Source organism: Chromobacterium paludis, assembly GCF_008275125.1.
In the GTDB taxonomy this organism is placed as follows: Bacteria; Pseudomonadota; Gammaproteobacteria; order Burkholderiales; family Chromobacteriaceae; genus Chromobacterium; species Chromobacterium paludis.
The window spans coordinates 2,932,798-2,945,616 of sequence record NZ_CP043473.1; the positions used below are offsets into that span (position 1 = coordinate 2,932,798).

Genomic DNA, 12,819 nt, shown 5'->3' on the forward strand with positions numbered 1-12,819 from the left:
GTTTACAGAATTGCCGGGACCTAAAAATTCAGCCATTGTTAATATTCACAAGCCGCCAGTAAAAACAGGCGGCTTGGCCGGCTTTTCCTCGCCTGTCGCGGCCCTTCCGCAAATTTTCTGCATTCTCGCATAAAAAACGCCACGGCAAGCCGCGGCGTCATGACAAAATTGAATCCCTTCAGAACTGCGCCTGATCCAGCTCCAGCACACTGTCCGCGCCATGCAGGATGGCGGCGGCCAGGCCAGACACCTGCGGCAATAGGTGTTCGGCGAAGAAGCGCGCGGTGACGATCTTGGCGTTCAGGAAATCGCGGTCCGCGTCGGCGTCCTGCAGCTTGTCCTTGGCGATCAAGGCGGCGCGGCCCAGTTGCCAGCCGCCCAGCACGATGCCCATCAGCTTCAGGAAAGGCACGGAGCCGGCCGCGGCCAGCTGCGGCTGGCTGCCGAAGGTTTCCAGGATGAAGGCGACGCAGCGTTCGGCGTCGGCGACGGCGGCCGCCAGATTGCGGGCGATGCTGTCGAAACCGGCGGCCTGCAGCTTGGCCACGGTGGATTGCGCCTCGCCCAGCAGCGCGCGCGCGGTGACGCCGTGCTCCATCGCGGTCTTGCGGCCGATAAGGTCCAGCGCCTGGATACCGGTGGTGCCTTCGTAAATCGCGGTGATGCGCGCGTCGCGGTAATACTGGGCGACGCCGGTTTCCTCGATGAAGCCCATTCCGCCGTGCACCTGCACCGCCAGGCTGGTGATCTCGTTGGCCTGCTCGGTGTTCCAACCCTTGACGATGGGGATCAGGAAGTTCAGCAGCGCCTGGTTGCGCGCGGCTTCATCCGGCACCGGGTGGCGCGCGGCGCGGTCCAGCGCGGCGGCAGCATAGAAGGTCAGCGCGCGCTGCGCTTCGATCTGAGCGCGCATGGTCATCAGCATGCGGCGCACGTCCGGGTGCTGGATGATGGCCACGCCGGCCGGATCGGGCGAGCCGACGGCGCGGCTCTGCACGCGCTCCCGCGCGTACTCCACCGCTTTTTGATAAGCGCGCTCCGACACCGCCATGCCCTCGATGCCCACGCCCAGGCGGGCATGGTTCATCATGGTGAACATGTAGTTGAGGCCCTTGTTCGGTTCGCCTACCAGATAGCCCACGGCGCCGTCGTTGTCGCCGAAGCTCATCACCGCGGTGGGGCTGCCGTGTATGCCCAGCTTGTGCTCCAGCGACACGCAGCGCACGTCGTTGCGCGCGCCCAGCGAGCCATCGGCGTTGACCAGGAACTTGGGCACGATGAACAGCGAAATGCCCTTCACGCCGGCCGGCGCGTCCGGCAGACGGGCCAGCACCAGATGGACGATGTTCTCGGCCATGTCGTGCTCGCCCCAGGTGATGAAGATCTTCTGGCCGCTGACGCGGTAGCTGCCGTCCGCCGCCGGCACGGCCTTGGAACGTACCTGGGCCAGGTCGGAGCCGGCCTGCGGCTCGGTCAGGTTCATGGTGCCGGTCCACTGGCCGCTGGACATCATCGGCAAATAGATAGCCTTCAGCTCGTCGGAAGCGTGATGATGGATGGCTTCCACCGCGCCCAAGGTCAGCAACGGCGCCAGCGAGAAGGCCAGGTTGGACGCGCACCACATTTCCTCGGCCGCGGCCGCCACCAGCGCCGGCATGCCCTGCCCGCCGTATGCCTCAGGCGCGCGCAGGCCCACCCAGCCCGACTCCACGTATTGCTGCCAGGCGTCCTTGAAGCCCGGCGCGGCCGTCACTTCGCCATCCTGCCACTTGGCGCCCTGATCGCCTTGCTTGTTGATCGGGGCCAGTACGCCTTCCGCGAACTTGGCCGCCTCTTCCAGCACGGCGTCGGTCAGCTCGACCGAGCACTCCCCATAGCCAGGCAGGCCGCAGATGGCCGGCAGGTCGGCCAGTTCGTTCAATGCAAATCGGATGTCTTTGATCGGGGCGTGATAAATCATCGCGCTTCTCCTCTGTTTTCTCTCGCGTCGGCCTTGCTTTCGGCCATGAAAAACCGGCGCTTCACGGGCGCCGGCTGCTGTTGTGTGTTCCGGCGGCTATCCTGCCTGCTCGGTCGGGGGCGCTTGCGGCCGCCCCCGGCTGTCGCTTATTTCGACAGTTCTGCCACCAGTTCCGGCACCACGGTGAACAAATCGCCGACGATGCCGTAGTCGGCCACCTGGAAGATCGGCGCTTCTTCATCCTTATTGATGGCGACGATCACCTTGGAGTCCTTCATGCCGGCCAAGTGCTGAATCGCGCCGGAGATGCCGACGGCGATGTACAGCTGCGGCGCTACCACCTTGCCGGTCTGGCCCACTTGGTAGTCATTGGGCGCATAGCCCGCGTCCACGGCGGCGCGCGAGGCGCCGACGGCGGCGGCCAGCTTGTCGGCCAGCGGTTCGATCACGGCCTTGAACTGCTCTTCCGAGCCCAGTGCGCGGCCGCCGGACACGATGACCTTGGCCGAGCCCAGTTCCGGACGGTCGGACTTGGTCAGCTCCTGGCCGACGAAGGCGGACAGCTGGCTGTCGGCGCCGGCGGAAATGGCTTCCACCGCGGCGGAGCCGCCCTGGCCGGCGGCGTCGAAGGCCGTGGTGCGGACGGTGACGACCTTGATCGGATCGGACGACTGCACGGTGGCCATCACATTGCCGGCGTAGATCGGACGCACGAAGGTGTCGGCCGATTCGATGGCGGTGATTTCGGAGATTTGCGCCACGTCCAGCAAGGCGGCCACGCGCGGCAGCAGGTTCTTGCCGAAGGACGAAGCCGGGGCCAGCACGTGGCTGTAGCCCTTGGCCAGGTCCACCACCAGGGCGGACAGGCTCTCGGCCAGGCCGTGGGCGTAGTGGGCGGCGTCGGCCAGCAGCACCTTGGCCACGCCGGCCACGCTCTTGGCGGCCTCGGCGGCGGCGGCGGCGTTGTGGCCGGCCACCAGCACATGCACTTCGCCCAGTTTGGCGGCGGCGGTGACGGTATTCAGGGTGCCTGCCTTCAGGCTCTGGTTGTCGTGTTCAGCGATAACGAGAATAGCCATGTCTTACAGCACCTTTGCTTCGTTCTTGAGTTTGGCGACCAGTTCGGCGGCGTTGGCCACCTTGACGCCGGCGGAGCGCTTGGCCGGCTCGGCCACTTTCAGCGTCTTCAGGCGCGGCGCGGCATCCACGCCCAGATCGGCCGGGGTGGTCTTGTTCAGCGGCTTTTTCTTGGCGGCCATGATGTTCGGCAGCTTGATGAAGCGCGGCTCGTTCAGACGCAGGTCCGCGGTCACCACGGCCGGTAGGCGCAGCTTGACGGTTTCCAGGCCGCCGTCGATTTCGCGGATCACGTCCACGGTCTCCGCCGACAGGTCCACCTTGGAAGCGAAAGTGCCTTGTGCCCAGCCCAGCAGCGCGGCGGTCATCTGGCCGGTCTGGTTGGCGTCGTCGTCGATGGCCTGCTTGCCCAGGATCACCAGCTGCGGCTGTTCCTTGTCGGCCACGGCCTTCAGCAGCTTGGCCACGGCCAGCGGCTGCAGTTCAACGTCGGTCTCCACCAGGATGGCGCGGTCGGCGCCCATGGCCAATGCGGTGCGCAGGGTTTCCTCGCACTGCTTGACGCCCATGGACACGACGACGACTTCGGTCGCCTTGCCGGCTTCCTTCAGGCGCACGGCCTCTTCGACGGCGATTTCGTCGAACGGGTTCATCGACATCTTGACGTTTGCGATATCAACGTCACTGCCGTCGGCTTTGACGCGGACTTTCACGTTGTAATCAACAACGCGCTTCACTGCGACTAGAACTTTCATATTCCTCCAGCAAACATCTGTGGGTTAATCGAACGCGGAAGGCAAAGAACGGCCAGCTGAGCCTGATTATGCCCCAATCAATTTTCAAACGAGCGTTTGGTTTGTGCGCCAGCGCGACAAGCGTGGTGAAAATGCAACTCGGCGTCGATAGTACGTCATTTCCCGCGGATTTGCATTTCAGGCCGGAGCTGTCACAATGCGCTGACGCATTGCAGCATTTTCCCGTCATAAACCAGTGGAGCTGTCATGACCGTCTATTTCGAAGACTTGGCCGTCGGCCAGACCGCCGAAGCCGGCAAAACCATCACCGAGGCCGACGTGCTGTTGTTCTCCGCCGTCAGCGGCGACAACAACCCGGTCCACCTGGACCAGATCTACGCTTCCAGCACCCCGTTCGAGACCCGCATCGCCCACGGCATGCTGACCGCCAGCCTGATCTCCGGCGTGATCGGCACCCGCCTGCCCGGCTACGGCACCATCTACCTGTCGCAGTCCACCCGCTTCAAGTCTCCGGTGCGCATCGGCCAGACCGTGACTACCCGCGTGACCGTGGTGGAGCTGATTCCGGAGAAAAAACGGGTGCGCCTGGCCACCGAATGCCTGATCGGCGACAAGGTGGTGCTGGAAGGCGAATCGCTGGTGATCGCGCCGTCACGCGCCTGATTCAAGCAGACACGCCGTGCCGCGCCAGCGCCCAACGCACCGGCTCGGCCACCAGCTCGTCCGGATAGTCCTGGCGCCGCCGCAAGGCGGCAAGCACCTCCGGGCTACTGGGCGCATTGCCCAGCCCCACCGCCAGATTGGACAGCCATTTGGCGTAGCCTATGCGGTAGATCGGGCTGCCGGCCATGCGCTCGCGAAACGCTTCCGCGCTCCAGTCGAACAGTTCTACCAGACTGGCCGCATCCAGACCATGACGCACCGCAAAATCAGCTTCTTCTGTTAAAGCGCCGAAACGGTTCCACGGGCAGAACAGCTGACAGTCGTCGCAACCGTACACGCGGTTGCCGATCAGCGGCCGCAACTCATGCGGAATCGCGCCTTTCAGTTCTATAGTCAGGTAGGAAATGCAACGCCGCGCGTCTACTGTATAAGGTTCGACGATGGCCCCGGTGGGACAGACATCCAGGCAGCGCGTGCAGCGCCCGCAGTGGCCGTCTTCCGGCGCATCCGGCGGCAGGGGCAGATCGGTCAGGATTTCACCCAGGAAAAACAGCGAGCCCTGCTTCTTGGTCAGCAGCAAAGTATGCTTGCCGCGCCAGCCCAGGCCGGCCTGGGAAGCCAGCGCCACCTCGGCCAGCGGCGCGCTGTCGGTGAACACCCGGTAGCCGAAGGCGCCGACGGCGGCTTCGATGCGCTCGGCCAGTTTCTGCAGACGGTTGCGCAAGACTTTGTGATAGTCGCGCCCCAGGGCATAGCGCGACAGATAGGCGCGCGACGGATCGGCCAGCACCTGCTCTGCCGACGTGGATGCGGGCCAGTAGTTCATGCGCAGCGAGATGACGGACACGGTTCCGGGCACCAGTTCGGCCGGTTTGACGCGCAGTGCGCCATGCCGGGCCATGTAGTCCATCTCGCCGTGATAGCCGGCCGCCAGCCAGTCGTTCAGCCGCGCTTCGGCCTCCGGCGGCAGCTCGGCTTGGGTGATGCGGGCATCGGCGAAACCGGCTTCTCGCGCCCAGGCTTTGATTTGGCGCGACAATTCGGGATAATCCGGTTTTTGAGGAGAATTCTCAGTCATGGCGATGGATGATACCAGCGTTCTGTCGGGCAGCCTGCCGGACGAGCGCGCCACGCTGGCGCTGGGCGCCGCCTTCGCCGCCGCGGCGCAGCCCGGCCTGACCGTCCACCTGCTGGGCGACCTGGGCGCCGGCAAGACCACGTTCACGCGCGGCCTGCTGGCGGCGCTGGGCAACGCCGGCAAGGTCAAGAGTCCCACCTATACCCTGGTGGAAAGCTATCCCTTGCCGGCCTTCACTGTCCATCATTTCGACCTCTACCGCTTTGCCGACCCGGAAGAATGGAACGACGCCGGGTTCAGCGAGTATTTCGGCGCCGACAGCCTGTGCCTGGTGGAATGGCCAGCCCAAGCCGCCGGCCTGCTGCCAGCAGCCGACCTGACGCTGGAACTTGCCGTAGCCGGCAGCGGTCGCACTTATCATTTTCAAGCTCAGACGCAAACCGGACAGTCATGCCTGAATCGACTTTCGACCCCAAGCGCCGCGCACTGCTAGGCGTCGCGGCCGCCACCTTCCTGCTCGCCGTCAGCCGCCGCGGCTGGGCGGCAGACAGCCAGATCGTCGCCCTGCGCATCTGGCCTTCGTCCACTTATACCCGCATCACGCTGGAATCCAGCAACGCCATCCAATACAAGCAGTTCACGCTGGCCAATCCCAATCGGCTGGTGATAGACCTGCAGGGCGTGCAGCTGAACGGCGTGCTGAAAGACATCGGCAGCCAGATCACCCAGGCCGACCCTTTCATCGCCAGCGCCCGCGCCGGCCAGTTCGATCCGGACACGGTACGGCTGGTGCTGGAACTGAAAACCGACGTCAAGCCGCAGGCCTTCACCCTGGCCCCGGTCGCCGAGTTCAAGCATAGACTGGTGGTGGACCTCTATCCCAGCGGCCAGCAAAACGACCCGTTGCTGGCGCTGCTGCAAGACTACAACAAGGGCAAGCTGGAACAGCCGCCTGCGCGCGTCAAGCCCAAGGCCAAGGACACCGACCGTCCCATCATCGTGATGCTGGACCCCGGCCACGGCGGCGAGGATCCCGGCGCCATCGGCCTGCAAGGCAACCGCGAGAAGGATGTGGTGCTGAAAATAGGCCACCAGCTGAAGCAGCTGATCGACGCCGAGCCGAATATGCACGCTTACATGACGCGCAGCGACGACGTGTTCATCCCCTTGGGCGTGCGCGTGGCCAAGGCGCGCAAGCTCAACGCCGACCTGTTCGTGTCCATCCACGCCGACGCCGCACCCAATCGCGCCGCGCGCGGCTCCTCGGTGTTCGCGCTATCCGAGAAAGGCGCCACCAGCGCCTTCGCCAAGGCGCTGGCGCAGACGGAGAACAATTCGGACTTGATCGGCGGCGTCAAGATCGCCAGCAAGGACAAGTATCTGGCGCATACCCTGTTGGACCTGACCCAGACCGCCACCATCAACGACAGCCTGAAGCTGGGCAAGACGGTGCTGGGCCAGTTGGGCGAGCTGAACAAGCTGCACAAGAACGCAGTGGAACAAGCTGGTTTCGCCGTGCTGAAGGCGCCGGACATCCCGTCCATCCTGGTGGAAACCGCCTTCATCTCCAACCCGGAAGAAGAACAGCGGCTGATCACGGCGGAATTCCAACAGGAAATGGCCAACGCCATCTTCAGCGGCGTCAAGCGCTACTTCGCCTCCGGCGTCGCCCTGGCCGCGCGCGCCTGAAGCCGTCCCCTCCAAGCAAAACCGCCAGGCGGAAGACCTGGCGGTTTTTTTATGCGCGGCGCTCGCTCAATGCGGGGACTGTGGCGGCTCTCCCGGCGGGTTTTCTTCCTCGGCCGGCACGCGGTAGTTCTCGCTGGCCCACTGCCCCAGGTCGATCAGGCGGCAGCGTTCGCTGCAAAACGGACGATAACGGCTTTGCGGCTCCCAGCGCACTTCCGTGCGACAGGTGGGGCAAGCGACGATGCGGACGGATTCGGACATGTAACTCAGAACTTGCAATTGGTCAGGTAAAACTCGACATCCTGCTCGGTCTGGCGCGGCCGCGCCTCGCCGGTGACGGCGCCGATGAAACGGATGTTGAGCGCATATTTATTGGCGGACAGTTCCGGCAGCAGCTCCAGGTTGTCGTCATAGGCCACGCGGATCAGCTGCACCACCTTGCCGCCGGACATCTGCTGGAAGGCGCCCTTGCGCGCCATGTAATGATGGGTCTTGCCGCTGTCGCGCAGCAGGCGCAACAAGATGTCCGAGGCCTCCGCCGTCGGCATCAACGGTGCCGACCAGCGCTTGAGATCCTGACGGCGCACCTCGGCCGGCTTCTGCTGCCACAGGTGATAGGACGGCAGGTCGAACTGGCAGGTGCCGCCGGGGATGCCGGCGCGCTGCTTGATCGCCATCAACCATTCGTTCTCGCGCAGGTTCTGACCGTATTTTCCGGTCAGCGCCAACAGCTTGCCGGACGCGCGCTCGATCTCCTCCAGCACGCCCTCCAGCGTCTCTTCCGCCACATTGGGGTTCTCTCGCAGCGCTTCCAGCACCTGCTTCTGCCGCTCAAGCTCCTGCAGCAGATCCGCCTTCAAATCGGCGCGCGAGGCGGTTTCCATCAACTCGAACAGCACTTGCAGCGCGGCGTGATGGTCGTAAGGATGCTCCTTGCCAATGAAGTAGGCCAGCCGCCCGTACAGATATTCCAGACGCAACAGAATACGGGTGCGTTCGGTGACAGGGAATTCGAAACTGATCACGGCAGATCTGCCCTTCTCCACGGCTTGCAACAAGCCTTAAAACATCGCATTGACAAGATTTGCCAGATAATAACCGTGTTTGGCATCAACTTGAAGCCTCAATTCTGCCAAGCCGCCGTTATTGTCGATGACATCATCGGCGCGACGCAGCCTCTCCGCGCGCGGCAACTGCGCCGCCATGATGGCGCGCACCGCCGACTCGGTGAATCCGTTGCGCCGCATCACCCGGGCGACTTGCGCATCCTCGCTGCAATCCACCACCAAACTGCGGGCCAGCAGCGGCAAATAACGTTCGCTCTCGAACAGCAGCGGCACCACCAAGACGGCGTAATCGCCGCGCGCGGCCTGCAGCTGCCGCACGCTCTCATCGTAGATGGCCGGATGCAGGATGGCTTCCAGGCGGCGTTTGCTATCCGGATCGGCAAACACGCGCTGCCGCATGGCGGCGCGGTCCAGCGCCCCATCCGCCGCGACCACTTCCGAACCGAACTCCCGCGCGATCGCCGCCATCGCCGCTCCGCCGGCGCCGGTCAGCCGATGGGCGATCTGATCGGTATCGACCACCGCCACGCCCAGCTCGGCGAAACGCTCCGCCGCCGCGCTCTTGCCGGAACCGATGCCGCCGGTCAGGCCGATTACCGGGAGAGCCATGACAGATAGCCCTCCACGATTTGCGGTCCCCACACCAGCGCGATCCAACCAGCGGCGGCCAGATACGGACCAAACGGAATGGCTTGGCCGCGGCCAGCCCGCGAAGCGAGCACCATCGCCACGCCGCATAGCGCGCCGACCAAAGACGACAACAACACGATCAGCGGCAACATGCTCCAGCCCAGCCAGGCGCCCAGCGCCGCCAGCAGCTTGAAGTCGCCATAGCCCATCCCTTCCTTGCCCGTCGCCAGCTTGAACAACTTATACACCAGCCACAAGGACACATACCCCAACGCAGCGCCCAGCACGACGGATGACAAAGGCACCCATCCGGTATACAGATTGAACAGCAAGCCGGCCCACAACAGCGGCAGCGTCAGGCTGTCCGGCAGCAGCAAGGTGTCCAGGTCGATGAAAGTCAGCGCCAGCAGAGTCGCCGTCAGCGCCATCGCGCCAAGCAAGGGCATGCTCCAGCCGAAGCGCCAGGCCAAGACGCCGAACGCGGCGCCGCACAGCAGCTCCACCAGCGGATAGCGCGCGCGGATGGCCGCGCCGCAATGGCCGCAGCGGCCGCGCAGCAGCACAAAGCTCAGCACGGGAATGTTTTGCCAGGCGCGCACAGGCGCTTGGCACGATGGGCAATGCGAGGCAGGCCGCCACAGGTTGTAGGACGGCCTCGCCTCCAGCGCTGCCGCAGCCGCTTCCGCCGCCAGCCGCAGCGCCGGCATGCGCTCGCAATCCGCCAGATAATCCACGCTCTCGGACAGGAACTCATCCTCCAGCATGCGCGGCAGGCGGTGGATCACCACGTTCAGAAAACTACCTACCATCAGGCCGAAAACCAGGGCCACGCCCACCAGCCAGGCCGGATGCGTGGCCAGCAACCAAGCGATGTCCTGCAGCATCAGCCCACCACCTGGCCCATTTTGAAAATCGGCATATACATCGCGATCACCAAGCCCCCTATCAAGACACCAAGTATCACCATGATGGCCGGCTCCAGCAGGCTGGATAGCGCGGCCACCGCGTTATCGACTTCTTCTTCGTAAAAGTCCGCCACCTTGTCCAACATCTGGTCCAAGGAGCCGGATTCCTCGCCGATGGCGGTCATCTGCAGCACCATATTGGGAAACAAATCGGTGCGCTGCATCGAAAAGCTGAGGCTGGAGCCGGTATTGACATCAGACTGGATGCGCTTGGTCGCCTCGGCATAAACCTGGTTGCCCGCCGCGCCGCCCACCGACTCCAGCGCCTCCACCAGCGGCACGCCGGCGGTGAACAGGGTGGACAGCGTGCGCGCCCAGCGCGCGATGGTGGCCTTGCGTATGATGTCGCCGATGACAGGCAGCTGCAGCAGGATGCGGTCCATCTGTTCCTGCATCTTGGGCGTGCGCTTGAAGGCATAGAAAAACGCGAAAATCCCGCCGAAGATCGAGCCGAAGATCAGCCACCAATAATGGACGAACTTGTCCGACAGCCAGATCACGAACAAGGTCGGCGCCGGCAGATTGGCGCCAAAGCTGGAGAACAGATCCTTGAACGCCGGGATCACGTAAATCATGATCACCGCAGTGATGACGAAGGCCGTGGCGACAATGGCCGTCGGATAGATCATCGCCGACTTGATCTTGGACTTGATGGCCATCACTTTTTCCTTGTAAGTGGCCAATTTGTCCAGCAAGGCGTCCAACACGCCGCCGGTCTCCCCCGCGGCAATGATGTTGCAGAACAGCTTGTCGAAATACAGCGGCCGCTTGCGGAAGGACTCCGCCAAGGACATGCCGGTCTCCACATCGGCCCTCACCTCCAGCAGCAGGCGCGTCACCGCCGGATTGTTATGCCCCTTGGCGGCAATATCGAAGGCTTGCAGCAAAGGCACGCCCGCCTTCATCATCGTCGACAGCTGACGGGTGAACAGCGTGATGTCCTTGTCGGTGATCTTGCGTCCAAAGCCGGCGCGGCGCTTGCGGATTTTCACCACATTGATGCCCTGGCGCCGCAGCTGCATCTTGGCCACATTGTCCGATTCCGCGCGCAACTCGCCGCGGATGATGCGCCCGGTCTTGTCCTTGCCTTCCCACTCCCAGATATGACCCGGACTTGCCTTCTTCGTCGTCGCCATTGGTCCAGCCTTCCTTCTTCTCTTGTCGAGGCAGCTTGCGCCATCCCTTACAGCCGCTTGCTCAGTCGTTGGTGACCGCTTCGATTTCCGCCAGCGAGGTCATGCCCTTCTTCACCTTGAGCAGGCCCGCATGGCGCAAATTCACCATGCCCTCCTGCAAGGCCAGATCGGAGATATCCATCGCGGTGCCGTTTTTCATGATCAAGCGCGTCATCGCGTCGCTGATAGGCATGACCTCGTAGATGCCGACCCGGCCCTTGTACCCGGTATTGCGGCACTCATCGCATCCCACCGGCCCGTAGGGATGCCAGCTGCCATCCAGCTCCTCCTGGGCGAAGCCGGCGCGCAGCAGGGCCTCCTGCGGAATATCCAACGGCTTTTTGCAATGGTTGCACAAGCGGCGCGCCAGACGCTGCGCCATGATCAGCAGCACCGAACTGGCGATATTGAACGGCGCGACGCCCATGTTCAACAGCCGCGTCAACGTGGCCGGCGCGTTATTGGTGTGCAAGGTGGAGAACACCATGTGGCCGGTCTGCGCGGCCTTGATGGCGATGTCGGCGGTCTCGAAGTCGCGGATTTCGCCCACCATGATCACATCCGGATCTTGCCGCAGAAAGGCGCGCAACGCGGAAGCGAAGGTCAGGCCCGCCTTTTCATTGACATTGACTTGATTGATGCCCGGCAGGTTGATTTCCACCGGATCCTCCGCCGTGGAGATATTGGTGTCCGGCTTGTTCAAAATATTCAGGCAGGTATACAGCGACACTGTTTTGCCGCTGCCGGTCGGCCCGGTGACCAAAACCATGCCATAGGGCCGCGCGATGGCGTCCAACAACAGTTGTTTTTGCTCTGGTTCGAAGCCCAGTTGTTCGATATCCAGCGACGCCGACGAGGAGTCCAGAATCCGCATCACGATTTTCTCGCCATATAGCGTCGGCAGCGTGCTGACCCGGAAATCGATGGCTCGGGTCTTGGAAATCACCAGCTTCAAGCGGCCGTCCTGCGGCACGCGCTTTTCCGAGATGTCCAGCTTGGAAATCACCTTGATGCGGGAAGCGATTTTTTCCTTCAGCAGCAAGGGAGGCTGCGCCACCTCCTTCAATACGCCGTCCACGCGGTAGCGGATGCGGTAATACTTTTCATAGGGTTCGAAATGGATGTCGGACGCGCCCACGCCTATGCCGTCCAGCAGCATCTTGTGGATGAACTTGACCACCGGGGCATCGTCCACCTCCACTTGCGGGGCGTCCGCCTGCGCTTCCGGATCGGCGAACTCCAAGTCGCCAAAATCCTCGCCTTCGAGCTCTTTCAAGGCGGCGGCCGGGCTGTCCTGGTAACGCCCCACCAGCTTGGACAACTTGTCGTCTTCGACGACAACGATCTCCACTGTCAAGCCGGTTTTGAAAGTAATGGCGTGGTAGGCAGAGGTCTGCGTCGGATCGGAGGTGCCGATATACAACTTGTTGCCGCGTTTGAGCAGCGGCAGCAGACGGCGGCTGGCGATCAGCTCTTCATCCACCAAGCCTTTGGGAAGCTGCTCGATATCCAGCGCGCTCATGTCCAGCAAGGGATAACCGAAAATGCGCGAAGCGAATACCGCCACCTCGCGCGCGCTCATTTTCTTGCTCAGTATCAACTGCTCGACAAAACTGATATGCGAGGCCGCCGCGTGTTTTTGAATGGCGTCCGCATCTTGCTGCAGCAACATATTGTGCTGAACCAAGGCCCGTCCGAGGCCGGAAATTCCTGCCGTTGCTTCCATATGAAAATTGATCCGGTTTGGGCTCTGGCGCCGC

Annotated in this window: 13 protein-coding genes; 3 read left to right on the top strand and 10 right to left on the bottom strand. The window is 63.2% G+C overall.

Features of this window, described 5'->3' with window-relative positions; translation table 11 throughout:
- Nucleotides 1-178: 178 nt before the first annotated feature.
- The 3 genes from FYK34_RS13870 to FYK34_RS13880 all read right to left on the bottom strand — a co-directional run bounded on the left by FYK34_RS13870 (nt 179) and on the right by FYK34_RS13880 (nt 3,792).
- Nucleotides 179-1,960 carry an acyl-CoA dehydrogenase gene (locus tag FYK34_RS13870; RefSeq protein WP_149297352.1) on the bottom strand — a complete coding sequence of 594 codons (1,782 nt, stop codon included), beginning with the start codon at nt 1,958-1,960 and terminating at the stop codon, nt 179-181.
- Nucleotides 1,961-2,106: 146 nt separating this feature from the next.
- On the bottom strand, nt 2,107-3,039 hold the full coding sequence (locus FYK34_RS13875) for an electron transfer flavoprotein subunit alpha/FixB family protein (RefSeq protein ID WP_149297354.1): 933 nt from the start codon (nt 3,037-3,039) through the stop codon (nt 2,107-2,109).
- Between the two features lie 3 nt (nt 3,040-3,042).
- Entirely contained in the window at nt 3,043-3,792 is a 750-nt protein-coding gene (locus FYK34_RS13880; protein WP_149297356.1) for an electron transfer flavoprotein subunit beta/FixA family protein, read from the bottom strand.
- A gap of 246 nt (nt 3,793-4,038) precedes the next feature.
- On the opposite strand from FYK34_RS13880, the gene FYK34_RS13885 reads away from it, so the two are divergent.
- Nucleotides 4,039-4,455 carry a MaoC family dehydratase gene (locus FYK34_RS13885; protein ID WP_149297358.1) on the top strand — a complete coding sequence of 139 codons (417 nt, stop codon included), beginning with the start codon at nt 4,039-4,041 and terminating at the stop codon, nt 4,453-4,455.
- Between the two features lies 1 nt (nt 4,456).
- Here FYK34_RS13885 and queG read toward each other — a convergent pair whose 3' ends face one another.
- The gene (gene queG / locus FYK34_RS13890) at nt 4,457-5,533 is read right to left on the bottom strand and encodes a tRNA epoxyqueuosine(34) reductase QueG (protein ID WP_149297359.1); all 1,077 of its coding nucleotides are present in this window, start codon (nt 5,531-5,533) and stop codon (nt 4,457-4,459) included.
- Between the two features lie 4 nt (nt 5,534-5,537).
- Between queG and tsaE the strand changes: the two genes are divergently transcribed.
- Both tsaE and FYK34_RS13900 read left to right on the top strand, forming a co-directional pair.
- The gene (gene tsaE / locus FYK34_RS13895; protein WP_407923608.1) at nt 5,538-6,026 is read left to right on the top strand and encodes a tRNA (adenosine(37)-N6)-threonylcarbamoyltransferase complex ATPase subunit type 1 TsaE; all 489 of its coding nucleotides are present in this window, start codon (nt 5,538-5,540) and stop codon (nt 6,024-6,026) included.
- A complete protein-coding gene (locus tag FYK34_RS13900; protein WP_149297363.1) occupies nt 5,984-7,222 on the top strand; it encodes an N-acetylmuramoyl-L-alanine amidase in 1,239 nt (412 codons plus the stop codon). Before tsaE ends, FYK34_RS13900 begins: the two co-directional genes overlap by 43 nt.
- Before the next feature lie 66 nt (nt 7,223-7,288).
- Here the strand turns inward: FYK34_RS13900 and yacG are convergent, their stop codons facing one another.
- From yacG to pilB, 6 genes are all read right to left on the bottom strand, one after another.
- Nucleotides 7,289-7,483 (bottom strand): DNA gyrase inhibitor YacG, encoded by a 195-nt coding sequence (gene yacG, locus FYK34_RS13905; RefSeq protein ID WP_149297365.1) that lies wholly within the window; start codon nt 7,481-7,483, stop codon nt 7,289-7,291.
- A 5-nt stretch (nt 7,484-7,488) separates the two neighbouring features.
- Entirely contained in the window at nt 7,489-8,247 is a 759-nt protein-coding gene (gene zapD, locus FYK34_RS13910; protein ID WP_149297367.1) for a cell division protein ZapD, read from the bottom strand.
- A 36-nt stretch (nt 8,248-8,283) separates the two neighbouring features.
- On the bottom strand, nt 8,284-8,898 hold the full coding sequence (gene coaE, locus FYK34_RS13915) for a dephospho-CoA kinase (protein WP_149297368.1): 615 nt from the start codon (nt 8,896-8,898) through the stop codon (nt 8,284-8,286).
- On the bottom strand, nt 8,883-9,803 hold the full coding sequence (locus tag FYK34_RS13920) for a prepilin peptidase (RefSeq protein ID WP_149297370.1): 921 nt from the start codon (nt 9,801-9,803) through the stop codon (nt 8,883-8,885). Before FYK34_RS13920 ends, coaE begins: the two co-directional genes overlap by 16 nt.
- Nucleotides 9,803-11,020, bottom strand: coding sequence for a type II secretion system F family protein (locus FYK34_RS13925; protein ID WP_149297372.1), 1,218 nt, complete (start codon nt 11,018-11,020; stop codon nt 9,803-9,805). Before FYK34_RS13925 ends, FYK34_RS13920 begins: the two co-directional genes overlap by 1 nt.
- Before the next feature lie 61 nt (nt 11,021-11,081).
- A complete protein-coding gene (gene pilB / locus FYK34_RS13930; protein ID WP_149297374.1) occupies nt 11,082-12,785 on the bottom strand; it encodes a type IV-A pilus assembly ATPase PilB in 1,704 nt (567 codons plus the stop codon).
- Between the last annotated feature and the right edge of the window lie 34 nt (nt 12,786-12,819).

Coding starts and splice junctions, on each gene's coding strand:
- FYK34_RS13870 (WP_149297352.1), bottom strand. CDS start 1,960: ATGATTTATCACGCCCCGATCAAAGACATCCGATTTGCATTGAACGAA.
- FYK34_RS13875 (WP_149297354.1), bottom strand. CDS start 3,039: ATGGCTATTCTCGTTATCGCTGAACACGACAACCAGAGCCTGAAGGCA.
- FYK34_RS13880 (WP_149297356.1), bottom strand. CDS start 3,792: ATGAAAGTTCTAGTCGCAGTGAAGCGCGTTGTTGATTACAACGTGAAA.
- FYK34_RS13885 (WP_149297358.1), top strand. CDS start 4,039: ATGACCGTCTATTTCGAAGACTTGGCCGTCGGCCAGACCGCCGAAGCC.
- queG (WP_149297359.1), bottom strand. CDS start 5,533: ATGACTGAGAATTCTCCTCAAAAACCGGATTATCCCGAATTGTCGCGC.
- tsaE (WP_407923608.1), top strand. CDS start 5,538: ATGGATGATACCAGCGTTCTGTCGGGCAGCCTGCCGGACGAGCGCGCC.
- FYK34_RS13900 (WP_149297363.1), top strand. CDS start 5,984: ATGCCTGAATCGACTTTCGACCCCAAGCGCCGCGCACTGCTAGGCGTC.
- yacG (WP_149297365.1), bottom strand. CDS start 7,483: ATGTCCGAATCCGTCCGCATCGTCGCTTGCCCCACCTGTCGCACGGAA.
- coaE (WP_149297368.1), bottom strand. CDS start 8,898: ATGGCTCTCCCGGTAATCGGCCTGACCGGCGGCATCGGTTCCGGCAAG.
- FYK34_RS13920 (WP_149297370.1), bottom strand. CDS start 9,803: ATGCTGCAGGACATCGCTTGGTTGCTGGCCACGCATCCGGCCTGGCTG.
- FYK34_RS13925 (WP_149297372.1), bottom strand. CDS start 11,020: ATGGCGACGACGAAGAAGGCAAGTCCGGGTCATATCTGGGAGTGGGAA.
- pilB (WP_149297374.1), bottom strand. CDS start 12,785: ATGGAAGCAACGGCAGGAATTTCCGGCCTCGGACGGGCCTTGGTTCAG.